27 protein-coding genes are annotated in these 25,232 nt (G+C 63.4%); 15 read left to right on the top strand and 12 right to left on the bottom strand.

Annotation, left to right across the window (positions count from 1 at the left end):
- Nucleotides 1-90 precede the first annotated feature (90 nt).
- Together ACYUME_RS08760 and queF are read left to right on the top strand one after the other, a co-directional pair.
- Nucleotides 91-606, top strand: coding sequence for a cupredoxin domain-containing protein (locus tag ACYUME_RS08760; protein WP_460418585.1), 516 nt, complete (start codon nucleotides 91-93; stop codon nucleotides 604-606).
- 68 nt (nucleotides 607-674) lie between these two features.
- Nucleotides 675-1,505, top strand: coding sequence for an NADPH-dependent 7-cyano-7-deazaguanine reductase QueF (queF, locus tag ACYUME_RS08765; protein WP_460418586.1), 831 nt, complete (start codon nucleotides 675-677; stop codon nucleotides 1,503-1,505).
- Nucleotides 1,506-1,697: 192 nt separating this feature from the next.
- On the opposite strand, the gene ACYUME_RS08770 is transcribed toward queF, so the two are convergent.
- Together ACYUME_RS08770 and ACYUME_RS08775 are read right to left on the bottom strand one after the other, a co-directional pair.
- Nucleotides 1,698-1,961, bottom strand: a complete 264-nt coding sequence (locus tag ACYUME_RS08770; protein WP_063545619.1) for a DUF4404 family protein — start codon at nucleotides 1,959-1,961, stop codon at nucleotides 1,698-1,700.
- Nucleotides 1,962-2,084: 123 nt separating this feature from the next.
- Nucleotides 2,085-2,648 (bottom strand): phosphonoacetaldehyde phosphonohydrolase-related protein, encoded by a 564-nt coding sequence (locus ACYUME_RS08775; RefSeq protein ID WP_460418587.1) that lies wholly within the window; start codon nucleotides 2,646-2,648, stop codon nucleotides 2,085-2,087.
- 189 nt (nucleotides 2,649-2,837) lie between these two features.
- Between ACYUME_RS08775 and ACYUME_RS08780 the strand changes: the two genes are divergently transcribed.
- Nucleotides 2,838-3,545, top strand: coding sequence for an MlaA family lipoprotein (locus ACYUME_RS08780; protein WP_279881149.1), 708 nt, complete (start codon nucleotides 2,838-2,840; stop codon nucleotides 3,543-3,545).
- A gap of 51 nt (nucleotides 3,546-3,596) precedes the next feature.
- On the opposite strand, the gene ACYUME_RS08785 is transcribed toward ACYUME_RS08780, so the two are convergent.
- Nucleotides 3,597-3,896 carry a PilZ domain-containing protein gene (locus ACYUME_RS08785; protein ID WP_279881152.1) on the bottom strand — a complete coding sequence of 100 codons (300 nt, stop codon included), beginning with the start codon at nucleotides 3,894-3,896 and terminating at the stop codon, nucleotides 3,597-3,599.
- A gap of 271 nt (nucleotides 3,897-4,167) precedes the next feature.
- Between ACYUME_RS08785 and rssB the strand changes: the two genes are divergently transcribed.
- Together rssB and rssC are read left to right on the top strand one after the other, a co-directional pair.
- Nucleotides 4,168-5,355, top strand: coding sequence for a two-component system response regulator RssB (rssB, locus tag ACYUME_RS08790; RefSeq protein WP_460418588.1), 1,188 nt, complete (start codon nucleotides 4,168-4,170; stop codon nucleotides 5,353-5,355).
- Entirely contained in the window at nucleotides 5,352-5,834 is a 483-nt protein-coding gene (gene rssC / locus ACYUME_RS08795) for an anti-sigma factor antagonist RssC (RefSeq protein WP_279881157.1), read from the top strand. The genes rssB and rssC overlap by 4 nt, the downstream gene beginning before the upstream one ends.
- A 118-nt stretch (nucleotides 5,835-5,952) precedes the next feature.
- On the opposite strand, the gene ACYUME_RS08800 is transcribed toward rssC, so the two are convergent.
- The 4 genes from ACYUME_RS08800 to ACYUME_RS08815 all read right to left on the bottom strand — a co-directional run bounded on the left by ACYUME_RS08800 (nucleotide 5,953) and on the right by ACYUME_RS08815 (nucleotide 10,710).
- A complete protein-coding gene (locus ACYUME_RS08800) occupies nucleotides 5,953-7,812 on the bottom strand; it encodes an alkaline phosphatase D family protein (protein ID WP_460418589.1) in 1,860 nt (619 codons plus the stop codon).
- Between the two features lie 225 nt (nucleotides 7,813-8,037).
- Complete coding sequence (gene tal, locus ACYUME_RS08805) at nucleotides 8,038-8,958, bottom strand: transaldolase (RefSeq protein WP_279881161.1); 921 nt, start codon at nucleotides 8,956-8,958, stop codon at nucleotides 8,038-8,040.
- 200 nt (nucleotides 8,959-9,158) lie between these two features.
- Nucleotides 9,159-10,178, bottom strand: coding sequence for a tRNA dihydrouridine(20/20a) synthase DusA (gene dusA / locus ACYUME_RS08810; RefSeq protein WP_460418590.1), 1,020 nt, complete (start codon nucleotides 10,176-10,178; stop codon nucleotides 9,159-9,161).
- Between the two features lie 319 nt (nucleotides 10,179-10,497).
- Nucleotides 10,498-10,710, bottom strand: coding sequence for a hypothetical protein (locus tag ACYUME_RS08815; RefSeq protein WP_460418591.1), 213 nt, complete (start codon nucleotides 10,708-10,710; stop codon nucleotides 10,498-10,500).
- 629 nt (nucleotides 10,711-11,339) lie between these two features.
- Here ACYUME_RS08815 and ACYUME_RS08820 point away from each other — a divergent pair.
- The gene (locus ACYUME_RS08820; protein WP_460418592.1) at nucleotides 11,340-11,660 is read left to right on the top strand and encodes a hypothetical protein; all 321 of its coding nucleotides are present in this window, start codon (nucleotides 11,340-11,342) and stop codon (nucleotides 11,658-11,660) included.
- Between the two features lie 65 nt (nucleotides 11,661-11,725).
- On the opposite strand, the gene ACYUME_RS08825 is transcribed toward ACYUME_RS08820, so the two are convergent.
- Entirely contained in the window at nucleotides 11,726-12,628 is a 903-nt protein-coding gene (locus ACYUME_RS08825) for a LysR substrate-binding domain-containing protein (RefSeq protein WP_460418593.1), read from the bottom strand.
- A 588-nt stretch (nucleotides 12,629-13,216) separates the two neighbouring features.
- Between ACYUME_RS08825 and ACYUME_RS08830 the strand changes: the two genes are divergently transcribed.
- Complete coding sequence (locus tag ACYUME_RS08830; protein WP_460418594.1) at nucleotides 13,217-14,023, top strand: aminoglycoside phosphotransferase family protein; 807 nt, start codon at nucleotides 13,217-13,219, stop codon at nucleotides 14,021-14,023.
- Between the two features lie 89 nt (nucleotides 14,024-14,112).
- On the opposite strand, the gene ACYUME_RS08835 is transcribed toward ACYUME_RS08830, so the two are convergent.
- Nucleotides 14,113-14,382 (bottom strand): DUF3077 domain-containing protein, encoded by a 270-nt coding sequence (locus ACYUME_RS08835; protein ID WP_460418595.1) that lies wholly within the window; start codon nucleotides 14,380-14,382, stop codon nucleotides 14,113-14,115.
- A gap of 602 nt (nucleotides 14,383-14,984) precedes the next feature.
- Here ACYUME_RS08835 and ACYUME_RS08840 point away from each other — a divergent pair.
- The gene (locus ACYUME_RS08840; RefSeq protein WP_460418596.1) at nucleotides 14,985-15,560 is read left to right on the top strand and encodes a hypothetical protein; all 576 of its coding nucleotides are present in this window, start codon (nucleotides 14,985-14,987) and stop codon (nucleotides 15,558-15,560) included.
- Between the two features lie 78 nt (nucleotides 15,561-15,638).
- Here ACYUME_RS08840 and ACYUME_RS08845 read toward each other — a convergent pair whose 3' ends face one another.
- Genes ACYUME_RS08845 through ACYUME_RS08855 form a run of 3 tightly spaced genes read right to left on the bottom strand, consistent with a single transcriptional unit; the run spans nucleotide 15,639 to nucleotide 17,790 of the window.
- The gene (locus ACYUME_RS08845; RefSeq protein WP_460418597.1) at nucleotides 15,639-16,109 is read right to left on the bottom strand and encodes an arsenate reductase ArsC; all 471 of its coding nucleotides are present in this window, start codon (nucleotides 16,107-16,109) and stop codon (nucleotides 15,639-15,641) included.
- Between the two features lie 26 nt (nucleotides 16,110-16,135).
- Nucleotides 16,136-17,419: an arsenic transporter gene (locus ACYUME_RS08850; protein WP_460418598.1), complete on the bottom strand. Its 1,284-nt coding sequence runs from the start codon at nucleotides 17,417-17,419 to the stop codon at nucleotides 16,136-16,138.
- Nucleotides 17,420-17,442: 23 nt separating this feature from the next.
- Nucleotides 17,443-17,790 carry a metalloregulator ArsR/SmtB family transcription factor gene (locus ACYUME_RS08855; RefSeq protein ID WP_460418599.1) on the bottom strand — a complete coding sequence of 116 codons (348 nt, stop codon included), beginning with the start codon at nucleotides 17,788-17,790 and terminating at the stop codon, nucleotides 17,443-17,445.
- A gap of 289 nt (nucleotides 17,791-18,079) precedes the next feature.
- Here ACYUME_RS08855 and ACYUME_RS08860 point away from each other — a divergent pair, with 289 nt between their 5' ends.
- The 7 genes from ACYUME_RS08860 (at nucleotide 18,080) to ACYUME_RS08890 (ending at nucleotide 25,171) form a co-directional block, all read left to right on the top strand.
- Complete coding sequence (locus ACYUME_RS08860) at nucleotides 18,080-18,370, top strand: hypothetical protein (protein WP_460418600.1); 291 nt, start codon at nucleotides 18,080-18,082, stop codon at nucleotides 18,368-18,370.
- An 11-nt stretch (nucleotides 18,371-18,381) separates the two neighbouring features.
- Nucleotides 18,382-19,014: a hypothetical protein gene (locus tag ACYUME_RS08865; protein WP_279881190.1), complete on the top strand. Its 633-nt coding sequence runs from the start codon at nucleotides 18,382-18,384 to the stop codon at nucleotides 19,012-19,014.
- Nucleotides 19,015-19,142: 128 nt separating this feature from the next.
- Nucleotides 19,143-19,829 carry a B3/B4 domain-containing protein gene (locus ACYUME_RS08870; protein WP_460418601.1) on the top strand — a complete coding sequence of 229 codons (687 nt, stop codon included), beginning with the start codon at nucleotides 19,143-19,145 and terminating at the stop codon, nucleotides 19,827-19,829.
- Between the two features lie 245 nt (nucleotides 19,830-20,074).
- On the top strand, nucleotides 20,075-20,560 hold the full coding sequence (locus ACYUME_RS08875) for a formate dehydrogenase subunit gamma (protein ID WP_460418602.1): 486 nt from the start codon (nucleotides 20,075-20,077) through the stop codon (nucleotides 20,558-20,560).
- On the top strand, nucleotides 20,554-22,098 hold the full coding sequence (locus tag ACYUME_RS08880) for a formate dehydrogenase beta subunit (RefSeq protein WP_460418603.1): 1,545 nt from the start codon (nucleotides 20,554-20,556) through the stop codon (nucleotides 22,096-22,098). The genes ACYUME_RS08875 and ACYUME_RS08880 overlap by 7 nt, the downstream gene beginning before the upstream one ends.
- Nucleotides 22,095-24,971 (top strand): formate dehydrogenase subunit alpha, encoded by a 2,877-nt coding sequence (gene fdhF, locus ACYUME_RS08885; RefSeq protein WP_460418604.1) that lies wholly within the window; start codon nucleotides 22,095-22,097, stop codon nucleotides 24,969-24,971. The genes ACYUME_RS08880 and fdhF overlap by 4 nt, the downstream gene beginning before the upstream one ends.
- Complete coding sequence (locus tag ACYUME_RS08890; RefSeq protein WP_460418605.1) at nucleotides 24,968-25,171, top strand: formate dehydrogenase subunit delta; 204 nt, start codon at nucleotides 24,968-24,970, stop codon at nucleotides 25,169-25,171. Before fdhF ends, ACYUME_RS08890 begins: the two co-directional genes overlap by 4 nt.
- The last annotated feature ends 61 nt before the right edge of the window (nucleotides 25,172-25,232 follow it).

Raw genomic sequence — 25,232 nt, forward strand, 5'->3', positions numbered from 1 at the left:
GCTGACAAAGTTGTAATCTTCCTGTCAGCCAGCTGCCAGCCAGCCTTTTCGAGAATGGCCTCATTCTCCCAGAACGACCCGGAGTCACCCATGAAGCACCTGTTCATCGCCGCCGCCCTCGCACTGGTCAGCCTGCCGAGCTTCGCCGACAGCGGCAAACCCTTCGCCTTCGGCGAGCCGGCCGAGGCGGCCAAGGCTACCCGCACCGTCGAGGTGGTGCTCAAGGACATCGCCTTCGAACCCAAGAGCATCAAGGTCAAGGCGGGGGAGACCGTGCGCTTCGTGCTGATCAACGAGGGCAAGCTGCCCCACGAGTTCAACCTGGGCGACAAGGCCATGCACACCGAGCACCAGAAGGAAATGATCGCCATGCAAGGCAAGATGTTCACCGCCGGCATGAACCACGAAGGCATGGATCATGGCCAGATGGATCACGGCCAGATGGGCGGTGGCCATGGCCATTCGGGCGGCAATACCGTGCTGTTGCAGCCCGGCCAGCGTGCCGAGCTGACCTGGACCTTCCGCAAGTCCGCGCCCATCGAATTCGCCTGCAACGTGCCGGGGCACTACCAGGCAGGCATGGTCGGGCCACTGACCATCGAGTGACATCGGCTCCAAGGCGGGGTGCAAAACCGGTAGACTAGGGGCAATTTCGAACCTTCAGGTCAGTTTCCATGCATCCCGCCGCCGAACATTCCCCGCTGGGCAAGTCCAGCGAATACATCGCCACCTACACCCCCTCGCTGCTGTTCCCGATTCCCCGCCTGGCCAAATGGGCCGAGCTGGGCGTGAGCGGCGACGCGCTGCCGTGGCAGGGCGTGGATTTCTGGAACTGCTTCGAGCTGTCCTGGCTGCTGCCCTCGGGCAAGCCGGTGGTGGCCATCGGCGAGTTCGCCATCCCCTGCGATTCGCCGAACATCATCGAGTCCAAGTCCTTCAAGCTGTACCTCAACTCGTTGAACCAGACGGTGTTCGAGTCGCTGGACGCGCTGCAGGCTTGTCTGGTCAAGGACCTGTCCGCCGCGGCTGGCAAGCCGGTGGCGGTCAAGGTCAGCACCCTGGCCGAGGTCGAGGGGCAGGGCGTGACGGCGTTGCCGGGCCAGTGCATCGATGCGCTGGATGTGAGCATCAGCAACTACGAGCAGCCGCAACCGGAACTGCTGCGTTGCTCGTCGGAGCGCGTGGTGGAAGAGACCGTGCACAGTCACCTGCTCAAGTCCAACTGCCCGGTCACCGGTCAGCCGGACTGGGGGAGTGTGGTGGTGGAATACAAGGGGCGGGCGCTGGATCATGCCAGCCTGCTGACCTACCTGATCAGCTTCCGCCAGCATGCCGACTTCCACGAGCAGTGCGTGGAGCGGATCTACCTGGACCTGAAGAACCTGCTCAAGCCTGAGCACCTGACGGTGTATGCGCGGTATGTGCGCCGTGGCGGGCTGGACATCAACCCCTACCGCAGTACTGGGGCGATCAATCCGCAGAACCTGCGGTTGGTACGCCAGTAACGTGTGGCATGTGGGAGCAACTGCCTTGCTCTGATTCCTCAATCCTGCGTGGTTCCTGTAGGAGCGGGCTTGTCCCGCGAACACGGGCGTAGCCCGTGCCATACACCGAGGTGTCATTTTCGCGGGCAAGCCCACTCCCACAGGTATTGCGCAGTGCCTGAGGCGGTGAGGATCCTGTGGGACGCAGCCTGGTCAGATGCCCATGCTGTGCAGTGAATTGGCGATGCTGCGCAGGGTGGCGGTGAGGTCGGGGTGATCGGCTTCGAAGCGTTCGATGGCGAGGTTCACGCCATCGACCAGGTTGTTGTCTGGCGTGGCTTCCTCGAGCTTGAGCTGGGCCTCGATCTGCCTGGCCTCTTCATGCAGGCTGGCCAGTTCCTCTTCTGAAAGCGGCACATTGCGATCCAGTTGCTCGCGCAGGCTATTGAGACGCTCTTGCAGTTCGCGGGCAGGCATTGTTCGTTCTCCATCAATGACTTGGCAAGGCATGGACCTCGGCGAAGCGGGAAAGGTTCTTGCCTGTCCTCAAGGGTAATCCACTTGCCGTCGCTTTGCATGACCCGCATCAACCGGGATGTGTCAGGGTTTCTCTCCCTTGTGACGGCGCTGGGCGATGTCCGCCAGGCACGTGTCGAGGGACTCCAGGTGATCGATCACCGAGTGCACGCCCAGGCCGAACAGCTCCATTGTCGCCTTGCCGCGCGCCAGGTCCTGCTCTTGCCGGGTCATGGCTTGCCATTGGCTGGAAGTGAGGTCGCAGGAGGGGCTGCAGGCTGCCAGCCCCACGGTCCACAGGCCGGCATTGAGGCCCGACTGCAGCAGCAGTGGCTCACCGCTCACCAGCACGCAACCGTCCAGGCGTTCGCTCTCGAGGGCCATGAGCGCCTGCCAGCAGGCATTCGGTGCCGGCCACTTGCAGCCGTTGGACAGGTGGCCCGGTAGCCATTGCGGCAGCGCGCGGGTCAAGTGCTTGCCCTGGGCGGCGCTGATCTCATCGAGCCATATGCATGGCACATGCTGACTGCGCAGGCGATCGAGGGAATCCAGGGCGCCAGGGGTGGGCAGGGGGCTGCCGTTCGCGGCCTGGATCAGGCAGCCGCGCAAACCGAAGAGCACGGCGGTGAAGGCGGGTGCATCTTGCATGGCGACTTCCCTGAAATAGTCCGCAGGCTATCCAGCGATTGTTACCTGCAGATGACAGTGACAGTTGTTCACATAATCTTGATCAAGATGTGTAAGACTGTTCGTCAGTCAGCAAGCCAGTATACTTGCGCCCTATAGAGCAACGTGCCAAAGGCCGTTGCCACCGTGAAATCCGATGGAGAAACATCTATGCGTAGGATCGGTGCCGGAGTGATCGAGCGAGTCACCCAGGCCTGTGTCTGCGCCAGCTTGCTGCTGGCGCCCGTGGCGGCCACCCAGGCGGCCACCGAGGAGGATCCCTGGGAGTCGGTGAACCGGCCGATCTTCAAGTTCAACGATGTCCTCGACACCTATGCCCTCAAGCCGCTGGCCCAGGGTTACCAGTTCGTCACCCCGCAGTTCCTCGAGGATGGCATCCACAACGTCTTCCGCAACCTGGGCGACGTCACCAACCTGGCCAACAACGTGCTGCAGCTCAAGCCCCGTGCGGCAGGTGTCGACACAGCGCGGCTGATCGTCAACACCACCTTCGGCCTGGGCGGCTTCTTCGACGTCGGCACCAAGATGGGCCTGCAGCGCAACGACGAAGACTTCGGCCAGACCCTCGGCTACTGGGGCGTGCCCAGCGGGCCGTACGTGGTCATCCCGTTCCTTGGCCCAAGCACCGTGCGCGATGGCCTGGCCAAGTACCCGGACACCTACACCGAACCCTACCGCTACATCGATCATGTGCCGACGCGCAATTCGATCTTCGCCCTGGACGTGATCGACACTCGTGCCAGCTTGCTGTCGGCGGAAAAACTGATTCAGGGCGACAAGTACATCTTCCTGCGCAACGCCTACCTGCAGAACCGCGAGTTCAAGGTCAAGGACGGGCAGGTCGAAGACGACTTCTGATTGGCATGGCTGTGAACAAGGCGACCTTCGGGTCGCCTTTTTCGTAACAGATCAATGCATGGCCAGGATGCGCAAACCGAACTTCTGCGCGCCGCCTGGCTGATCGGCGATCCACACCACCTCGGTGCTGGCGTGCAGGCCCTTGAGGGCCGGGTGGTCGGAGTCGATGCGCACTTCGAGTCGGTCGCCAACCTGGAACCGCTGCGGCGCCTGGACCTGCATGCCGCTGCTGGAGAGGTCCAGGCACACCGCGCTGATCACCTGGCCTGCGTGCAGCAGCGTGACCTCGGTATCGATGCGCATGCGAATGAAATCGCGTTTTTCGCTGTAATCCACGGGGGGCTGGGACATGCTTGCATCCTTTCATCAGGTTGCGCTGGTCGGCTTTCTTATAACGCCGGGTGATTTGCCCTGTAAAGTGCAGGGAAGTCTACCTTCCCATGCTTGAAACGCCAGGCGGATGGGAGTACCGTCTGCGCCTTACAGGGCACCTCTGCTATTTGCCGGACCAGTTTTCTTGTCCTACAACTCAAATAGAGAGTGGCTAGAGTGCATTCTTCCAGTAGCTGTCCGTCGTTCACGGTCGCTACGCCAACCCCAGAATCTGGCGCCGTTCGCCCACATGCAGAAAACCAGTGCAACGCTGCTGATCATCGATGACGACGACGTGGTTCGTGCCAGCCTCGCCGCCTATCTGGAAGACAGCGGCTTCAGTGTCCTCCAGGCCAGCAATGGCCAGCAGGGCCTCCAGGTCTTCGAAGAACACCAGCCCGACCTCGTGATCTGCGATCTGCGCATGCCGCAGATGGGCGGCCTCGAGCTGATTCGCCGTGTCAGCGAGCGCGCCCCGCAGCTGCCGGTGATCGTGGTGTCCGGTGCCGGTGTGATGAGCGATGCGGTCGAGGCGCTGCGCCTGGGTGCGGCGGATTACCTGATCAAGCCCCTGGAAGACCTCGCCGTGCTCGAGCACTCGGTGCGTCGCGCGCTGGATCGATCGCGGCTGGTGCTGGAAAACCAGCGCTATCGCGACAAGCTCGAAGCGGCCAACCGCGAGCTGGAGGCCAGCCTGCACCTGCTGCAGGAGGACCAGACAGCAGGACGCCAGGTGCAGATGAACATGCTGCCGGAAAACCCCTGGGTGGCCGGCGAGTTTGCCTTCGAGCACCAGATCATCCCATCGCTGTACCTGTCGGGCGATTTCGCCGACTACTTCCGCGTGGACGACCGGCGCATCGCCTTTTACCTGGCGGATGTCTCCGGCCACGGTGCCTCGTCGGCGTTCGTCACGGTGCTGCTCAAGTTCATGACCACGCGCTTGCTGTTCGAATTCAAGCGCGGCGGCAACAAGATGCGCGAGTTCATGCCTTCGCAGGTGCTCAGCCATATCAATCGCGGGCTGATCAACTGCAAGCTCGGCAAGCATGTGACCATGGTCGGTGGCGTCATCGACGAGGAAACCGGGCTGCTGACCTACAGCGTCGGTGGCCACTTGCCGCTGCCTGTGCTGTACACCCCGGGCCAGGCCCGTTACCTGGAAGGCCGAGGCCTGCCGGTGGGGCTGTTCGACGAGGCCAGCTATCAGGACGAGGTGCTGGAACTGCCGCCGCAGTTCAGCCTCACCCTGATGTCCGATGGCATTCTGGATCTTTTGCCGGGTGACACACTCAAAGATAAGGAAGCGACCTTGCCGGAAATCGTCAAGGAAGCGGGGGGCAGCCTGGAGGGGCTGCGCCAACGATTCGAATTGGCTACGCTTGGGGAGATGCCGGATGATATCGCCCTATTGGTGTTGAGCAGGAACCTTGAATGAGTACCGGTAGAATCCAGTTCGCCGAGCAGAGCGGAACCTTCGTTCTGAAATTCGTCGGTGAAGTGCGCCTGACCCTGTGTTCGGCGCTGGATGCGACGATCGAGAAGATTTTCACCGCGCTGAACTTCTCGGCCATCGTCATCGACCTGACCGAAACCGAAAGCATCGACAGCACCACGCTGGGCCTTTTGGCCAAGTTGTCGATCCTGTCGCGGCAGAAAGTCGGCCTGTTGCCGACCGTGGTCACCACCAACCCGGATATTTCCCGCCTGTTGCAATCGATGGGTTTCGACCAGGTGTTCAACATCGTCGATCGTCCGGTGCCGTGCCCGGAATGCCTGACCGACCTGCCGTCCCAGGACCAGGACGAGAGCGTGGTGCGCTCCAAGGTGCTGGAGGCGCACAAGATCCTCATGGGGCTGAACGACTCCAACCGCGAGGCGTTCCATGATCTGGTGAGCGCGCTGGAACGCACCTGATCCTGCGCCTGCCCCGGCCTCTTCGCGGGTAAACCCGTTCCCACATAAAGGCACGCGCGACTCCTGTGGGAGCGGGTTTCCCGCGAAGAGGCCAACCAGCCCCACACATCACACCCGCTTAATCATCTTTCGACACGAACTCGGTCGCCTCACTTCCGTCGGCACTTAGCTGAAACACGCGTGCCGGTCGCCCCTGTTCATCGAAAAACACCTGCCCCAGGCCCGCGCCATTCCACAAGCGCTCCCCAGCCTTGCTGCGACTCGGCGTGCGCGGTACCACTTCCATTTCCCGGCGTTTGGTGAACCAGTTGAGTGGCGAGCGCGGCGAGTACAGCCAGCGATTGAGCCGATCGAGCACATCGAGCAAGCGCCGGGGGAATTCGTTCTTGATTCCGCTGCTGGTCACCTGCCACAAGTGCGGGCTGCGCTGGCGGTGGCGGATCAGCACTTCGTAGACGAACGAGTAATGCACATCGCCTGACAACACCACGTAGTGCCCCGGCGTGCGCGAGTGGCGGAAGATGTTGAGGATCACCTGCGCCGCGCCGCGGTGGGCCATCCAGTTTTCCGCGTCCACCAGCAACGGGTGGCCCAGGGCACTGAACACCCGTTGCACGGCCTCGATCAGCTTGACCCCGAAGACCGGTGCCGGCGACACGATGATCGCCGACGGATGATCGAGCAGCGCCTGCTGCAGCTCGCTCAGGGCCTCCCAGTCGAGCAGGCCGGAAGGCTTGGCCAGGCTGCTTTCACTGCGCCAGCGGCGGGTGCGGGTATCCAGCACCAGCAGCGGCGGGTCGCTGGGCAGGGTGTACTGCCAGCCCTGGAAGCGCAGCAGTTCATCGATCAGCGCGTCCCGCCCTTCGTCCATCCGCAGGCACTGCCTGATCAGTGTCGCGCAGCCATCCGGGTCGTTGCCCCAGCCCTGGCACAACAGGTAGCCGAGCAGGGCATTGCCGATGATGCGCCGGGAAAACGGATGACCGTAGGCGGTCTGTTCCCACTGTGCCGACAGGTTCCAGTCATCGGTGATGTCGTGGTCGTCGAAGATCATCAGGCAGGGCAGATGGGCCATGACCCGCGCCACCTGGCCAAGGTCGTCGCGAAACGCCTTGATCAGCGGCAGTTCCTGCTGGTAGCGAGCCTGGCGCTCGTCGCTCAGCCCCGTTGGCATGGTCAGCGCCACCAGCGTCCAGGGCGCTGGCGACCAGACCAGCAGGTACATCGCCATGACCTCGGCAAAGGTCACCAGGTGGTTGTCGGCGTTGCTGGACGAGAAGATCGGCTTGCGCTTGCCGCCGAAGAAGCGCTCGCGCAGGGTTTCGTTGCCTTCCTGTGCCGGCAGCAGGTCGGCGCGATGGTAGTAGCAGGCCGGGTGGCGATAGAGCTCGGCACCGCTGTCGACCAGCGCGCCATCGAGCGCCTCGTCGAACAGCCCCAGGCGCTCGATCAGCTCATGGATGGCGCGCAGCATCGGGCCGGCGACATCATCGGCATAGACCTGATCGCCAGTCATCATCAGCACCGCCGGGCGCCCTTCGGGGGGCGGGCTGGCGGCGAGCAGGCGGTCGGCGCAGAGCAGGCCGTCCGCCGAGGGGTAATGGGGTTTGCGGCAGGACCCGTGGAGCACTTGGTCCAGACGCTCGCGCAGCACGAAGCTCGGGCGGCTGGCGCCGGGGTAGAGCAGGTGCGGGGCCCAGTCGGCGATCCCCTGGCCGTTGGCCAGGCGCAGGTCATACCCCAGCGTGGTATTGCACGGCAGCGGACGGTCGAAGTGGACCTCCAGCAAATGGATGAAGGCGTGCTTGCCGACCGGGATCACCTCGCAGCGCGGGGTGGCGCTGATACCGGCCTGGTCGAGGAGGAACTCGGGTTGCAGCGGCTGCGAGCCGACCAGCCAGATGGCCAGGCGCTGGGGTTCCAGGCGGCGCAGTACCGGGCCAGCGAGGACTAGAGGGAGCGACGGGGTAGGTGTCATCTATCTTGAGCGAAACATGAGAGGGTGGTCTGGCTCAGGCCCTGTGGGAGCGGGTTTATCCGCGAAGAAGGCATCGCGGTGGTGGGCACCTCGCGGGTATACCCGCTTCCACAGAGTGCGCGTGCTGCATGCTGCTCTGTATGGCAGCGGGCCCGATACGAAAACGGGCGGCAAATGCTCTGCATTAACCGCCCGTCGATCAAGCCGAAGATGTATCTGGCTTTGTCAGCCAGCCATCAGCGCTTCCAGCTTTTCCTGATCCCGGGCGAACTGGCGGATACCTTCGGCCAGCTTCTCGGTGGCCATGGCGTCTTCGTTCATCGCCCAGCGGAACTGGCTCTCATTGAGCTGCTGCTTGGCCTCGCCGGTATTGCCCGGCTTGAGCAGGCGCGGCAGCTCGCCCTGGTCGTCCGACAGCTGCTGCAGCAGCTCGGGGCTGATGGTCAGGCGGTCACAGCCGGCCAGCTGTTCGATCTGGCCGATGTTGCGGAAGCTCGCGCCCATGACCACGGTGTCGTAGCCGTTGGTCTTGTAGTAGTCGTAGATGCGGGTGACCGACTGCACGCCCGGATCCTCGGCGCCGACGTATTCCTTGCCGGTGCTCTTCTTGTACCAGTCGTAGATGCGGCCCACGAACGGCGAGATCAGGAACACCCCGGCATCGGCGCAGGCCTGGGCCTGGGCGAAGGAGAACAGCAGGGTGAGGTTGGTCTGGACGCCTTCCTTCTCCAGCTTCTCGGCGGCGCGGATGCCCTCCCAGGTGGAGGCCAGCTTGATCAGCACGCGGTCCTTCGGCACGCCGGCGGCTTCATACAGCGCGATCAGCTGGCGGGCCTTGTTCAGCAGCGCCGGCTCGTCGAACGACAGGCGCGCGTCCACCTCGGTGGAGATACGCCCCGGAATGACTTTGAGAATGCCCGAGCCCACCGCCACGGCGAACTTGTCGCAGGCCAGGTCGACATTGCCCTTGGCATCGGCCTTGACCTGCTTGAGCAGGTCGGCGTAACCCGGGATGGCGGCGGCCTTGAGCAGCAGCGAAGGGTTGGTGGTGGCGTCGACCGGCTTGAGGCGGGTGATCGCGTCCAGGTCGCCGGTGTCGGCGACCACTGTGGTGAACTGCTTGAGTTGTTCCAGCTTGGAGGTCATGGGCGTGCTCTGTCCTGTGCGATGGCTCGACATTACCCGAGCCCCGACGGCCACTCAAGGCCCGTCGCAGGCGTCTCGGGATACCCGCTCCCAGTGTAGGAGCGGGCTTGCCCCGCGATGGGCTGCAAAGCAGCCCCGGCCAACGCCAGGGCTGCGGTAAAAAGCTAACCCTTCGAGTCCCAACCCCGTCGCTGGTTCCCTCAACGCCCCTGCAACAGCTCGGCGGCCTGGTCCAGTACCTTCAGCGGTTCGCTGGTCTTGTGAATGTCCGCCGACAGCAGCTGGCGGAATCGCCGCGCCCCCGGGAACCCCTGGCCCAGACCGAGGATATGCCGGGTGACGTGATGCATCGCGCCGCCGCTTTGCATATGCGCGACGATGTAAGGTCGCAACTGCTCCAGCGCCTCGGCCCGGCTGACCACCGGCGCCGCGCTGGCGAACAGCTGCTGGTCGACCTCGGCCAGCAGGTACGGATTGTGGTAAGCCTCACGCCCCAGCATCACGCCATCGAAGGTCAGCAGGTGGGCGCGGCATTCGTCGAGGGTCTTGATGCCGCCGTTGAGCACCAGCTCCAGGTCGGGGAAGTCGGCCTTGAGCTGCGCGGCCACGTCATAGCGCAGCGGCGGGATCTCGCGGTTCTCCTTGGGGGACAGGCCTTCGAGGATGGCGATGCGCGCATGCACGGTGAAGCTGCGACAGCCGGCGTCGCGAACCTGGCCGACGAAGTCGCACAGCTCGGCGTAGCTGTCGCGGCCATTGATGCCGATGCGGTGCTTGACCGTCACCGGGATGCCCACGGCGTCCTGCATGGCCTTGACGCAATCGGCCACCAGCGCCGGGTGGCCCATCAGGCAGGCGCCGATCATGTTGTTCTGCACCCGGTCGCTGGGGCAGCCGACGTTGAGGTTGACCTCATCGTAGCCAGCGTCCTCGGCCAGGCGCGCGCAGGCGGCCAGGTCCGCCGGCACGCTGCCGCCCAGTTGCAGGGCCAGCGGGTGCTCGGATTCGTCGTGGCGCAGGAAGCGCTGGGCGTCGTTGTGCAGCAAGGCGCCGGTGGTGACCATTTCGGTGTAGAGCAGGGCGTGCTTGGAGAGCAGGCGCAGGAAGAAGCGGCAGTGCCTGTCGGTCCAATCCATCATCGGCGCCACGGAGAAGCGGCGGGAGGGCTCAGGGCGTTGGGTGCCAGGCTTCGAGTTCGATTTCGCGGTGTTTTCGTTCAACGGGTTTCTTACCAATTCAGGCGTTTTGGGGCGTTCTACCCAGTAGCTGGCGCAATGTACCAACGCTCACGGCAACGATCGGAGCACGCAACAAGGCCGATGGCGCAACCAGCAGCACCGTCCAGATCCGTATCGATCGCGACAAGAGTGGATAGTCTACCAAGAGCGCCAGGCCTTCGCCCGTCAACAGGCCCTCAGGCCTGAGCGAGGCGACGGGAGACTGGGTTGGCGGAGCCCTGATGCTATCGAGCAGGCGCGCGCCCTGTCAGGAGCGCGTGGTTACTTTGATATGAGCACTTGAAGTCGCAGGGATGAGTAATCAACGTGCATCCGTGTAATCGTCATTGGCGCAGATGGTGCAGTGCAGTCGTTTGAAGTGCTCTGCAGACATTAATAAATGTTCAACTTCAGCCTTAAGTTTTCGCAGTTCATCGGCTGATTTGATTCCTTTCGCCTCGTGATATAGGCGAACCGCCTTGACCGCCATTTTCATCAACTCATCGGCCTTTTTTATTTCCTCTTGACTCGCCATGTTTCCCTCGACTTAACGGCCGCTAAAAAAATCAGTCTAGATGACGATCGGCCGCTGCATAGTTGCATTTCCGGGATGGAGAGTCCAAGGAGTGGAACAATAAGCCGTTCATGAGGCAAGTCCTTTCTCTTTGCTGCCCTCCAGAGGCCGGCAGCCCCCGGAAAAATCACCGTTCGTCAGATAAATTTCATTATTTTCATAATGTTACGCCACCATTGTCGCGCACTCATGACGGAGCCAATGCACAGCAATGAGAGACCGAGGCTCCCAATACTGGCGTTGGGCCGACGCGCAGTTGATTCACGATAGTCATGAAGAACTTATCTGCAGTGGGTGGATAATTGATGTAAAAGCAAGCAGGTCAAGAGGAGGCGTCAATCAACTTTTCATAGGCATCTATTCAAAAAGCGGGGGCCGAGCCGTCGAAGAATACCATGAGCACCGTCAAGAACACTCTCTTGAGGATGTGACGTCATGGGGTGTCGAGCGTGCAAGGTCGCTGATTCCTTTGGTAGAGGGAAGTTAGCATCTACTGTTGCCACTCTGTAATTGTGTTTTGCGCCTGAAACGGATAGGCGAGCTTAACGAATTGCCGATTTTTTTCACCTGACGACAATTAAGCCTATCTAATGTCGAACGATCCATTGAAACGACACCAACTCGCCTTGCTGGAGCTTCGCGAGCGCTCCTCCATCGTCTCCAGCTACGCGGAGCTGCTGCTTTCGCAGTTCAAGAGCAGCGACACTGATCAGCACGATGAGCCACAGAAAAAACTGCTGGAAAACCTGCTCATTCTGGCAAGTAGTAATTGGAATCAAGCCCTGTCGGCACGACAGTCCATAAAGTCCGAAATAAACTACCTCGCCAGGATCGGTGTTTTCTCGATTGCCCAGAGCTCCGAGCTGTGTAGACGCCTGGATACGCTCGCCAGCGAGCTCCAGCGCTCCTGACCGCTCACGGCCATGCCAGGCACTTGCCCGCTCGAAGGGTGAGTGGCTGGCGTGGCCGCGATTTCTCAGTACCAGGGCGATCGGAACTCCTCACTGATGAAGTCGACAAAAGCCCGGACGGAAGGTAGCAGCCCTCGCCGAGAAGGAAACATCACGGTAATCACCGCCTCTGTCGGCTGCCATTGCGGAAGTACAACCACCAGGCTCCCCCGTGCCAGTTCGTCGGTGATCAGATACTCAGGCAGACAGGCGATGCCGACACCATCGAGCAACGCTTGTTTCAGCGTTGAAAGATCATCGCTTACCAACCTTGGCTTGTACTCGATCTCTACCTTGTTGCCACGTTCGTCGCTCAATTGCCACGCACTGGCGGTCAACGGACGTTCCCACTCCAAACCTGGAAGTTCCCCTGCCTGTATTGCCTGATCAAGCGCTCCATATCTGGACAGTAACTGGGGGCTCCCCGCCAGTACTTGCGAGCAAACTGTAAGTTGCTTGACGACAAGATTGCGCGTGTCCAGAGGAAGAAAGTTCAAGTCCAGGAAAAGGTCGTATCCCTCACTGATCACGTCCACCTTGCGATTGAACGATTTGACGTAGAGATCCACCTTGGGGTGTTTCTGCATGAAACTTGCCAGCATCGGTGCTACCCCGAAACCAAGGAGAAACGTGCTGCAGCCCATGCGAATGGTGCCGCTCGGCTCTCCATGGTTGAGCTGAATGATGTTTTCCGCAGCTTCGACCTCCGCCATCATGGCTTGGCAATGCCGGTAATAGTTCTGTCCGATTTCTGTTACTTGGAAGTGACGAGTTGAGCGCTGAATCAATCGAAATCCCAGTCGTTCCTCGAGATTGCTGATCTTACGGCTGACGGTGGATTTGGGCATGCCCAGAATACGTCCTGCGGCTGCAAATCCGCCCTGTTCCACCACCCTTAGATAAACGTACAACTCGTTAAGATCTATCATATTTCGAACTCTGATCGTTCCATCCACGGGATGCGGAGTCCCAAAAGCCGCTAGACCTTACAGTCCCTGTCAGGATAGTAAATGACGGGGGAAAACAATCTAGGAAAATTTTGCCCAAACATATTTCCATTTATGGAACAGAGCGTCCCCCGTATGGGTCTGTTGCGTTTATGACAAACGACAGGTCATTTTGGTTTCTTTTGGCAGGAATTCATGACTAGTTGCACTCGTCGCTCGCGGCCTTTCAGTCGTGGAGTTTGACTTTCACTCTTGGCGAGGCACATTCGCTGCAGTTTGTTAAATTGACGCCAACAAGTTGGCGATTGTTCATCGGGTGATAGGCGTATACGGGGGTAGTGCTCAACATTCGAGGTTGACATGGTGAAACTTCTGCATGGTTTTTATCCTTCGTCTCGCGGATAAGGCAGCAATCCGTAGCGCCAGGCCAGTCGCTCTTGGCAAGCCCCGGTTTTCCTCGGAAAGTTGATGCTCTCTATGCCCGATGATGTGTTGCAGGCGGATCGTCGCTTGCCGACAATCTCCGTTTTCGCAGGGTAGAGGCGCCAGGACGTGAATATCGGTAGGTTGATGTTCGATCAATACCTGAAACGATGGGGGCTGACTCCCGACGGGGATGCTTTCGCTTCGTTGAGTGCTCATCTTCTGCCTGTGCGCCAAGGCGATACGCCGGCCATGCTGAAGGTATCGCAAGCGCCGGAGGAGCAGGCGGGCAGCCAGCTCCTGATCTGGTGGGAGGGCGACGGTGCGGTTCCTGTGCTGGCCCACGAGGGCGACGCGTTGCTGATGCCGCGCGCTCAAGGGCCGGTATCGCTCGTGCAAATGGTCAGGGATGGCCACGATGACGCGGCCACCCGCATTCTCTGTGCGGTAGCCGCCCGCCTGCATGCCCCGCGGCCCAAACCGATGCCGGCGTTGGTTCCGCTCGGGCAGTGGTTTGAAGCGCTATGGAGCGCCGCGGCGACCCACGGCGGGGTGCTTGAACACAGTGCAAGGGCGGCGAGGGCGCTGTTGGCTGCGCCGTGCGATGTCGGGGTGCTGCACGGCGACATCCATCACGGCAATGTGCTCGATTTCGGCCCGTGTGGCTGGCTCGCCATCGACCCCAAGGGGTTGTACGGTGAGCGCGGCTTCGATTATGCCAATATCCTTTGCAACCCGGACGATGCCAGCGCCCTTGCGCCGGGATGCTTCGCCGGCCGGATAGCACTGATCTCAGGTGTTGCCGGCATCGATCGGCGAAGGCTGTTGCAGTGGGCGCTGGCCTGGGCGGGGTTGTCGGCCACCTGGATGCTCGAAGACTGTGCCGAGCCGAGTGGTCGGCTAGAGGTAGCGAAGCTTGCAGCCTCGGCGCTCGATAGCGGCGGGCAGGCTTGAGCATGCGCTACCAGCCATCGCCGACGAAGCCGCTGCCCCACAGCAGAGGGCCTGGCACCGGCCAATCGACCGTTTAGGCTGCCTTGCCCTCAACGGCCCATCCCTAACTCCGCATCATCCATCAGCGCTTTGGCCGGCGCGCTCAGGTAATACACTGCCCAGAGCATCTGTGGTTTCTCCTCCATGATCCCGGTGATGGTCAGGTCGCGCACGCAGCCCATGAGTTCCGAAGCCTGGTCCCGCGCATGCTGGCACGGGATGCCGGGTTCGATGCAGAACAGCGCGTCGGTATGCCCTTCGCCCTGGTAGAACTTGGTCTTGCCCACGGTGGTGTGAGGCGTGGTGTCGTTGCTGCTCATTGCTCTGTCTCCCTGAAGCTGTCGATGCCTAATGCGCCATGGTCTGCGCGCACAGGGCGTACTCCGTGGCCTGGATAAGGGTGTCTTCGAGGGAGTGGTGGTTGTGGGGTGGGTCGGGGACGATCTTGAGCATCGTATGATTCCTTTTAAAGGCCGCCTCCTGCCTGCTGTCAAACAGTCGGGTGGCAGCTGTACGCGGGTTGACAGACCGGCGGAATCACAAAGCTCCGGCGCACGCGGGCGTGCCCACACGTACAGCCGCCATATAAGGCGAACCGTATGCGTGATTACCGTTGCGGCCTGTCAAAGCCGGTCGCTGAACACCAGCGACTCGCCGAGACTAGGGTCGTGCCGCAGCGCCCGCAACGGGAAAAATGCGGCAAAAGTATCTTTGGGAAATGGACTACAGGGAAGTGGGCAAATCTGATTGTTGCTGCCTTTCGGAGTTCGTCGGCTCAAGAGAAAAGTTCTGGAATTGTCTCCACTTCGCAGTCCTGATCAATGGCCGTAGGCTCGGCAATAAGCGACTTGCTATGCTGCCTGCGGTCTGGACATAGGGATTCGCCAGCGCCGGATGGCGTTGCCAATACAAGGAGGTTCACATGCAAATCACATTACCCCTGAGTGTCAGCGACTGGAAATACAAGTCGGCCAGCGGTGGCGGGCTGGCGGTGATGTTCGCCGCCGCCAGCGGCGGCATGCTGACCTTGACCGATCCCAACAAGGCCGAACAGCAGTTTCGCTACGGCTCGCTCGGGGTCGGCGTAGGTGCTGGCGCGCACCTGCCGCGCGTTGGCAAGATCAATCTGCTGGTGCGCGGCAAGAGCGTCGGCGCGGTGGGCACCAACGAAGACTTCCCGGCGATCGGCACGGTGCTGGTGGCCGACTCGGTTGCCGGCCGTGGCCTGGACCGCGATGACTTCAAAGGTGGCTGTCTGTTTCTCGACGGCGGGCTGGGCCTGGTCGGCGGTGCCGCCGGCTCGGGCGTGCTGTTCGGCCTGGACCCCAAGCTGCTGCTCCTGAGCACTGCCGCGGTCGGGGCGGGCGGTGGCATCTCGCCCCAGCACTCCTTGGTGCCGCTGTTGCGCTCGGCCAAGGGTGTGATCCTCTCCGCCGGGTTGAACATCGGGGTGCAGGCTGGGGGCGGTTTGGCGTTGACCGTGGGCGGGCTGTTCTGATTGCTGATAGCCAGCGGATGGAGCGGCTCGCCGTGAAAGATCGAGATTGAGTAGTCACTACACCCACCCTGCTTTTGCTCAGAGCGTGCCGATCCGCTCCAGCTCATGCTTGAGCTGGTCGCGATCGAGCGTACCGAAGGGCAGGGCAAAGAAGGCGTCGAAGCGCTTTTCGATTCGTGCCAGCGTCGCGCGGAACGCCGCGTCGATCGCTGCTTCATCCCCCTCGACAGCGGAAGGATCCGCCAGCCCCCAATGTGCCTTCAGCGCCGGGCCGAAATAGACCGGGCAGGCCTCGCCGGCAGCCTTGTCACAGACAGTGATGACGATGTCCGGCGGGTTGTCCTCGAAGGCGTCGTTGCCTTTGCTGCTCAGGCCGTCGGTGGCGATCCCGGCCCGTTGCAAGGTGACGAGGCTGCGCGGCAACACCTGCCCCTTGGGGAAGCTGCCGGCGCTGACGCCCTCGAACCCTGGGGGCGCCATGTGGTTGAACAGGGCTTCGCTGAGAATGCTGCGGCAACTGTTGGCCGTGCACATGAACAGGACTCGCATGGAAGGCTCCTCGCGTCGGGGCGGTTTCACAGGCTCAGGCGTAGCGCCAGCGCCGAAAGGGTGATCAGCAGCACGGGCAGGGTCAGGACGATGCCGACCTTGAAGTAGTACCCCCAGGTGATTCGTACGCCCTTGCGTTCCAGGACGTGCAGCCAGAGCAGGGTGGCCAGGCTGCCGATCGGGGTTATCTTCGGGCCGAGGTCGCAGCCGATGACGTTGGCATAGATCATCGCTTCGCGAATCAACCCCTCGGCGCCGCTAGCCTGGATCGACAGCGCGCCCACCAGCACGCTGGGCAGGTTGTTCATCACCGACGACAGCAGCGCCGAGAGCAGCCCGGTGCCAAGCGTGGCGCTCCACAGGCCGTGGTCGGCCAGCCGGTCGAGCAATTGGCTGAGCAAATCGGTGAGCCCGGCGTTCTTCAGGCCGTACACCACCAGGTACATGCCCAGGGAAAAGATCACGATCTGCCAGGGCGCCTCGCGCAGCACGCGGCGGGTGGAGATCCGGTGGCCGCGTGCCGCGACTGCGAAGAGCATGGCCGCACACACCGCCGCCACCACGCTGATCGGCACGCCCAGCGGCTCCAGCAGGAACAGGCCGACCAGCAGAACCAGCAAGGTCCACCAGCCAACGACGAAGGTCGCGTGGTCGTGGATCGCCGCTTTCGGCGCCTTCAGCGCCGCGAGGTCGTAGCGCCGTGGCAGGTCGCGGCGAAAGAACAGGAACAGCACCAGCAGGGTCGCGGCGACGCTGGCCAGGTTGACCGGCACCATCACCACGGCGTACTCGGCGAACCCCAGCTTGAAGTAGTCGGCCGAAACGATGTTCACCAGGTTGGAAACCACCAACGGCAAGCTGGCGGTGTCGGCGATGAAGCCTGCGGCCATGACGAATGCCAGCGTCGTCGCGGGCGAGAAGCGCAAGGCGATCAGCATCGACATGACGATAGGAGTGAGGATCAGCGCCGCGCCATCGTTGGCGAACAGTGCCGAGACGGCGGCGCCCAGCAGCACGGTGAAGGCGAACAGGCGGTAGCCGCTACCCTTGGCCCAGCGCGCCACGTGCAGGGCGCACCATTCGAAGAAGCCGGCCTCGTCCAGCAGCAGGCTGATGATGATGACGGCGATGAAGGTGGCGGTGGCGTTCCACACGATGGCCCATACGGTGGGGATATCGCCCAGGGAAACCGCGCCCACCGCCAGGGCGATGATCGCACCTAGCGAAGCGCTCCAGCCGACGCCCAGGCCCCTGGGCTGCCAGATGACCAGGATCAGCGTGAAGAAGAAGACAGCGGCGGAGACTAGCATCGGGGGGCTCGCTCGTTGGACGGTCAGCAGCAGGCGGCTGCGCGCACGGGACGGTCATTCATGCGCTGCAGGCGGGTGACATTGTCCTGTAGCCACTCGGTGTTGGCTTGCAAGGTCAGCTGCAGCATCTCGTGCACCCAGGCGGGCAACTGCGGATTGAGGCGGTAATACACCCACTGGCCCTGGCGCCGATCGAGTAGCAGGCCACTGCTGCGCAATTGCGCCAGGTGGCGGCTGATCTTCGGCTGGCTGTCGTCCAGGGCGCACATCAGTTCACAGACACACAGCTCGCCCAGGCTCGCGATCAGCAGCGTGGAGCGGGCGCGGGTCTCGTCGGACAGGCTCTTGAAGAGCTCGGGAGGCGTGAGCATGACGGCATCCTAAATATATGTATATTCGAATATATGTATTTTCATATGTATTGGCAACCCTGTATCGCGCTGGCGTGACGGGTCGCCGGTTCCCGTCACACCCGGCAAAGCCTCGAAAGCACCGGTTACACACCCACCCGACGTGTCTTCAACCACCCAGCCATAGTTCATTTCCAGCGGTTATCCGTTCTTCCAAGCGAGGACGACGCCGCTGGTCGGCTGAGTCGAATGCGAGGGTAGATTTGGCTGGAGATATGTACGATGATTTTCGTAATTCCAGGGAGGAATCATGCCAAAGGGCTTCAAGGCAGTCAGCCGCGCGGTCATCGCCGCGCTCGAATCCGGGAGCTACCTGCACGTGTCGCGGGGTGATATCGAAGTCAAGAACCTGCTGGCCCTCGGGGCGGTGAGCGCGGACGAGGTCATCGACATCGTCCGCGTCTGCAACGGCAGTCATTACAGCAGCAGCCCGCATCATGCCGTGCCGGCCATCGAGGTCCACGTGCTCAAGCGCCACGGCTGGTACATCAAGTTCTATTTCATCGAGCCACGGACGTGGTTCCTCAGCGTTCACCAGTGAGTACCTTGACCATGAAGATCCTGTTCGAAGGCGATACCGACCAGGCCCTGTGCGAACACTGCCAGGCGCTGGTCGCCATGCACTACACCCGGCGCGACGTGCCGTTCAGCGACGGCCAGGGCGTGGCGCGAGACATCCTGGTGGGGGTGTGCGACGGCTGCGACACCGTGGTGGCCATTCCGCCGCAATCCACGCCGGCGATCCGCGAGGCGCGCAAGCAGCAGCTCAAGTCCATCGAAGCCCGGCTGCCGGCGGTCTATCTCGACGTGCTGGACGCCGCGATGCATGCGGTCAGCAGCGAGGCGGGGGCGCACCTGCGCAAGCTGTTCCTTGCCCATTACTTCCAATGGCTGGTGCAGGCCCGCCAAGGCGAGGGACTGCAGCCGGCCCACGAATCCTTCATGCGGGCCCTCGAGACGCAGCGGAGCCAGCGGGGCCTGCCGGCATCGGCGGCGACCCGGCGACTGTCGATGAAGGTCAACCCGCACATGGCCGAGGACTTCCTGGCATTGCTGCGGCAAACCCACATGAGCCAGACCGAGCTGCTCAAGGCGGTGATCGCTCGGATCCAGGCGGATGTGCTCGAGGCACGCGACCCGCAGGTGATCGACGCGTTGCAGCGGTTGGCGCGGGTGGCGGGATAGAGGATTGAGCGGCGCATGCTTCGGTGGATCGGCATCAGTTGAGCTTATGTAGCGTAAGGAGATATCACTTTTCCTCAACGGGCGCGGCAGTCAGCATGGGGGCCTTTTCCGCTTGTGCGAGATGTCCGATGCTACTTGCAATGCCTTCCATCGACCCTGCGATCAAAGCTCTAGCCCCTGGTTTTCGGGCACTGAGCATCACGGTGCAGGCCGCGCCGATCCGTCATCCTGAAGTCGCCAGTCAGGCCCTGGCCAGTGCTTGCCAGGCGGTGCTGGCCGGGCAGCCGGCCTGGGCGCCAGCCCATCTGCAGGCCTGGGCCGACGTATTCAGCGGCTTTGGCGCCAAGCCCCAGCGCACGCCTTGCTCCGCGCAAGCCTTGCGCAAGCGGGTGTTGCGCGATGGCCTGTTGCCGGCCATCGACCCGGTGGTGGACCTGTACAACGCCATCAGCCTGGCGTACGCGATCCCGGTCGGAGGCGAGAACCTGGAGGCCTACGTGGGTGCGCCGCGGTTGGTGGTCGCCGAAGGTAGCGAGCAGTTCGATACCTTCAAGGATGGCGCGTTGATCCATGAGGCACCGCTGGCCGGGGAGGTGGTGTGGCGTGATGAGGTGGGCGTCACCTGCCGGCGCTGGAACTGGCGCCAGGGTGCGCGTACGCGGCTGGATGCCCAGGCGCGGCAAATGTGGTTCGTGCTCGAGAGCCTGCCGGCGATGCCGCCAGCGGCTTTGCAGGAGGCGGGTGGGCGTTTGGCCGAAGACCTGGCGCGGATGATGCCGGGGGCGCTTGTCGAGCAGCGCGCGTTGGCGGTCTAGGCGCTCATTGTCCCGGTCGGCGATGGTCGGTTTCAGGACGCGCCGGGTCGTCCGTGCGCAACCCTCTCGCGCAATAGCTGCCATGCTCTGAGGATGCCCGTGGACCGAGCGCAGCTAGACGCATGGCCACGGACAAGGAGGGTGCCTGGCCTGCCGCCACCGTGACCGGGCCGGGGCACCGCAGCTGAACACCGCCGGACAGCCGCCCGCGATTCGGGCCGCCCCGGGATGCCGAGGTCCGCTGTATGCCTGATGACTTGAACCACCTGCCGTTGATCCAGCGCGTCCTTGCCCGTGAGCAGGACACTCCCGGTGCCCTGTTGCCGATCCTTCACGCCATCCAGGCCGGCGCCGGCTACATTCCCGAGATGGCCGTCGCCGAAATTGCCCATGCCCTGAACCTCAGCCTGGCCGAGGTGCGTGGGGTGATCAGCTTCTACCACGATTTTCGTACCACGCCACCGGCCCGCCACAGCCTGCGCCTGTGTCGCGCTGAATCCTGCCAGAGCCGTGGCGCCGAGGCGTTGGCTGCGCAGCTGCGCGAAGAGCTGGGGTTGAGCGATCACGGTAGCACCGAAGACGGTGCGCTCGATGTGCGCCCGGTCTATTGCCTGGGCGCCTGCGCCTGCTCGCCGGCACTCGAACTCGATGGCCAACTGTACGCCCGGATCACCCCCGAACGCCTGCGAGCGCTGGTGGCCGGCTGCCGCACGGAGGCCAAGGCATGCTGAACCTGTGCATTTCCTGCGATTCGCTGGCCCGCGCGGTCGGCGCCGATCAGGTGGCCGAGGCGTTGGCCCGGGAAGCCGAGCAGCGGCGCTTGCCGCTGCGCATCAAGCGCACCAGTGCCCGCGGCCTGTACTGGCTGGAGCCGTTGCTGGAGCTGGAAACCGCGCAGGGCCGCCTGGGCTTTGGGCCGGTGATGCCCGAGGACGTGCCCGGCTTGCTCGATGCCCTGGTGGCCGAGCCGGGTGCCCACCCCCTGGCGCTGGGGCCGGTAGAGCAGATTCCCTACCTGAAGACCCAGCAGCGCCTGCTGTTCGCCCGCGCGGGCCTCACCCGGCCACTGTCGCTGGATGACTACCACGCCCACGGCGGCTTCGAGGGCCTGCGCCAAGCCACATTGCTCGATGGCGACGAGGTGGTCGCCGCCGTGCTCGATTCCGGCCTGCGCGGTCGTGGCGGCGCGGCCTTCCCGGCGGGCATCAAGTGGCGCACCGTACGCCAGGCACAGGCCGGGCAGAAATACGTGGTGTGCAATGCCGACGAAGGCGACTCCGGCACTTTCGCCGATCGCATGCTGATGGAGGGCGACCCGTTCCTGCTGATCGAAGGCATGATCATCGCCGGCCTCGCGGTGGGGGCCAGCAAGGGCTACATCTATGTGCGCTCGGAGTACCCGGACGCCGTTCGTACCTTGAACGAAGCCATCCTGCTGGCCCGCGAGGCGGGTTACCTGGATGTCGCCGGCAGCGGCGTGGCTTTCGATCTGCAGGTGCGGGTGGGCGCCGGGGCCTATATCTGCGGCGAGGAAACCGCGTTGCTCGAATCGCTCGAGGGCAAGCGTGGAATCGTCCGCGCCAAGCCGCCGTTGCCCGCGCTCGAAGGCCTGTTCGGCCAGCCGACCCTGGTGCACAACGTGCTCACCCTGGCGTCGGTGCCGATCATCCTGGCCAAGGGCGCGGCGTTCTACCGCGACTTCGGCATGGGCCGCTCGCTGGGCACCTTGCCGTTCCAGCTGGCCGGCAATGTCCGCCATGGCGGGCTGGTGGAGCGGGCCTTCGGCCTGACCCTGCGCGAGCTGGTGGAAGGCTACGGGGGCGGCACCGCCAGCGGCCGGCCGATCAAGGCGGCGCAGGTTGGTGGCCCTCTGGGGGCCTGGGTACCGCCCGAGCAATTCGATACACCGCTGGACTACGAGGCCTTCGCCGCCCTGGGCGCGATGCTTGGCCACGGCGGCGTGGTATTGGCTGACGACACCCTGAACATGGCCGGCATGGCCCGCTTCGCCCTGCAGTTCTGTGCCGAGGAGTCCTGCGGCAAGTGCACCCCGTGCCGAATCGGTTCGACCCGTGGCGTGGAGGTGGTCGACCGGCTGATCGCCAGCACCGACCCGGCCTACCGCGAAAGCCAGGCCGGCCTGCTGCGCGATTTGTGCGACACCATGCAGTACGGCTCGTTGTGCGCCATGGGCGGGATGACCCCGTACCCCGTGGTCAGCGCCCTCAAGCACTTCCCCGCCGATTTCGGCCTGGAGGCCGCGCAATGATCAACTATTTCGACCCCCGTAGCGATATCGACCTGGGCACGCCTGAGCGAGTCGGCGATGTGCAGGTGAGCCTGCTCATCGATGGCCGCTCGATCAGCGTGCCGGCTGGCACCTCGGTGATGCGCGCCGCCGCCTTGCTCGGCACCAGCATTCCCAAACTGTGCGCCACTGACAGTCTCGAAGCCTTCGGCTCCTGCCGCATGTGCATGGTCGAGATCGATGGCATGCGCGGCTACCCGGCTTCATGCACCACGCCGGTCAGCGAGGGCATGGTGGTGCGCACGCAGACGCCGCGCCTGGCCGACCTGCGGCGCAACGTGATGGAGCTTTACATCTCCGACCACCCACTGGACTGCCTGACCTGCTCGGCCAATGGCAACTGCGAGCTGCAGACCGTCGCCGGCCAGGTCGGCCTGCGTGAGGTGCGCTATGGCTACGAGGGTGCCAACCACCTGGGCGAAACCAAGGACGTCTCCAACCCGTACTTCGACTACGAACCGAGCAAGTGCATCGTCTGCAGCCGCTGCGTCCGGGCGTGCGAAGAGATTCAAGGTACCTTCGCCCTGACCATCACTGGGCGCGGTTTCGATTCGCGGGTGGCGGCGGCCGGGGGCGACGACTTCCTCAGCTCCGAATGCGTGTCTTGCGGCGCCTGCGTGCAGGCCTGTCCCACCGCCACCTTGAGCGAGAAGAGCCTGGTCCAGCTCGGTCAGCCCGAACGGGCGGTGATCACGACCTGCGCCTACTGTGGCGTGGGCTGTTCGTTCCGTGCCGAAATGAAGGGCGATCAGCTGGTGCGCATGGTCCCGGACAAGCAGGGCGGCGCCAACCATGGCCATGCCTGCGTCAAGGGCCGGTTCGCGTGGGGTTATGCGACGCACCCGGACCGCATCACCAGGCCGATGATCCGCAAGCGCCTCGACGACCCATGGCAAGAGGTCAGCTGGGACGAGGCTGTCACCCATGCCGCCAGCGAGTTCCGGCGTATCCAGCTCAAGTACGGGCGTGATTCGATCGGTGGCATCACCTCCAGCCGCTGCACCAACGAAGAGGCGTACCTGGTACAGAAGCTGGTGCGCACAGCGTTTGGCAACAACAACGTCGACACCTGTGCGCGGGTCTGTCACTCACCGACCGGCTATGGCCTCAAGCAGACCTTGGGCGAGTCAGCCGGCACCCAGAGCTTCGACTCGGTGATGCAGGCCGACGTGGTCCTGGTGATCGGCGCCAACCCCACCGATGCGCACCCGGTGTTCGGTTCGCAGCTCAAGCGCCGCCTGCGCCAGGGCGCCCGGCTGATCGTCATCGACCCACGGCGCATCGACCTGGTCGATTCGCCCCATGCCCGCGCCGAGCTGCACCTGCAACTGCGTCCAGGGACCAACGTGGCGATGCTCAACGCCCTGGCCCATGTGATCGTCACCGAGGGCCTGCTCGACCAGCACTTCGTCGACGCCCGCTGCGAGCCCGAGGATTTCGCCCGCTGGCGCGATTTCGTCGCCCAGCCCGACAACGCGCCCGAGGTGCTAGGCCCGGTGTGCGGTGTGCCTGCCGAACAGATCCGCGCCGCCGCCCGGCTGTACGCCACCGGCGGCAACGCGGCGATCTACTACGGCCTGGGCGTCACCGAGCACAGCCAGGGCAGCACGGCGGTGATGGGTATCGCCAACCTGGCCATGGCCACCGGCAACATCGGTCGTGAAGGCGTGGGGGTGAACCCGCTGCGCGGGCAGAACAACGTGCAGGGCTCCTGCGACATGGGCTCTTTCCCCCACGAGTTGCCCGGCTACCGGCATATCTCCAACGAAAGCGTGCGCGCCGAGTTCGAACAGGCCTGGGGCGTGACCCTGCAACCCGACCCGGGCTTGCGCATCCCCAACATGTTCGAAGCCGCGCTGGACGGCAGTTTCAAGGCGCTGTACTGCCAGGGCGAGGACATCGCCCAGAGCGACCCCAACACCCAGCACGTCACCGCCGCCTTGCTGGCGATGGAATGCGTGGTGGTGCAGGACATCTTCCTCAACGAGACGGCCAAGTTCGCCCATGTGTTCCTGCCGGGCAGCTCGTTCCTGGAGAAGGACGGCACCTTCACCAACGCCGAGCGGCGCATCTCGCGGGTACGCAAGGTCATGGAGCCGCTGGCCGGCAAGGCCGACTGGGAGGCCACCGTGGCGCTGGCCAAGGCATTGGGCTACCCCATGGACTATCAGCATCCCTCGCAGATCATGGATGAGATCGCCCGCCTGACCCCGAGCTTCCGTCGGGTCAGCTATGCCGAGCTCGACCGCCATGGCAGCCTGCAGTGGCCGTGCAACGACAGCGCGCCCGATGGCACGCCGACCATGCACATCGACCAGTTCGTGCGCGGCAAGGGGCGCTTCATGCTCACCGGCTACGTGCCCACCGACGAGAAGGTCAACAGCCGCTATCCGCTGCTGCTGACCACCGGGCGCACCCTCAGCCAGTACAACGTCGGCGCCCAGACCCGGCGCACCGGCAACGTCGCCTGGCATGACGAGGACCGCCTGGAGATCCACCCCAGCGATGCCGAAGGACGGGGCATCGTCGACGGCGACTGGGTCGGCATCGGCAGTCGCTCCGGGCAGAGCGTGCTGCGCGCCAAGGTCAGTGGCCGGGTGGCGCCGGGGGTGGTGTACACCACCTTCCACTTCCCCGAGTCGGGAGCCAACGTGATCACCACCGACAACTCCGACTGGGCCACCAACTGCCCGGAATACAAGGTCACCGCGGTGGAGGTGGTGAAGGTGTTCCAGCCGTCGGAGTGGCAGCGGCGCTACCAGCGCTTCAGTGATGAACAACAGCGGCTGCTCAGCGAGCGTCGTCAGGCGGAAAAGGCGCAGGTGCATCGATGAGCAACGACAACCTGGTCAAGATGGCCAACCAGATCGCCCACTACTTCGACAGTGAGCCGGATCGGGAAAAGGCGGTGCAGGGGGTGCGCCTGCATCTGCAGAACTTCTGGACGCCGGCCATGCGCCGGCAACTGGGGGAGTGGGTCGAGGCCCATGGGGGAGAGGGGCTGGATTCGAAGGTACGGGAGGCGTTGACCTAGATCGCCCGTGCCGGCCCTTTCGCGGGCAAGCCCGCTCCTGCAGGTTGATCGATACCGCAGC

Source organism: Pseudomonas sp. microsymbiont 2 (assembly GCF_054788395.1).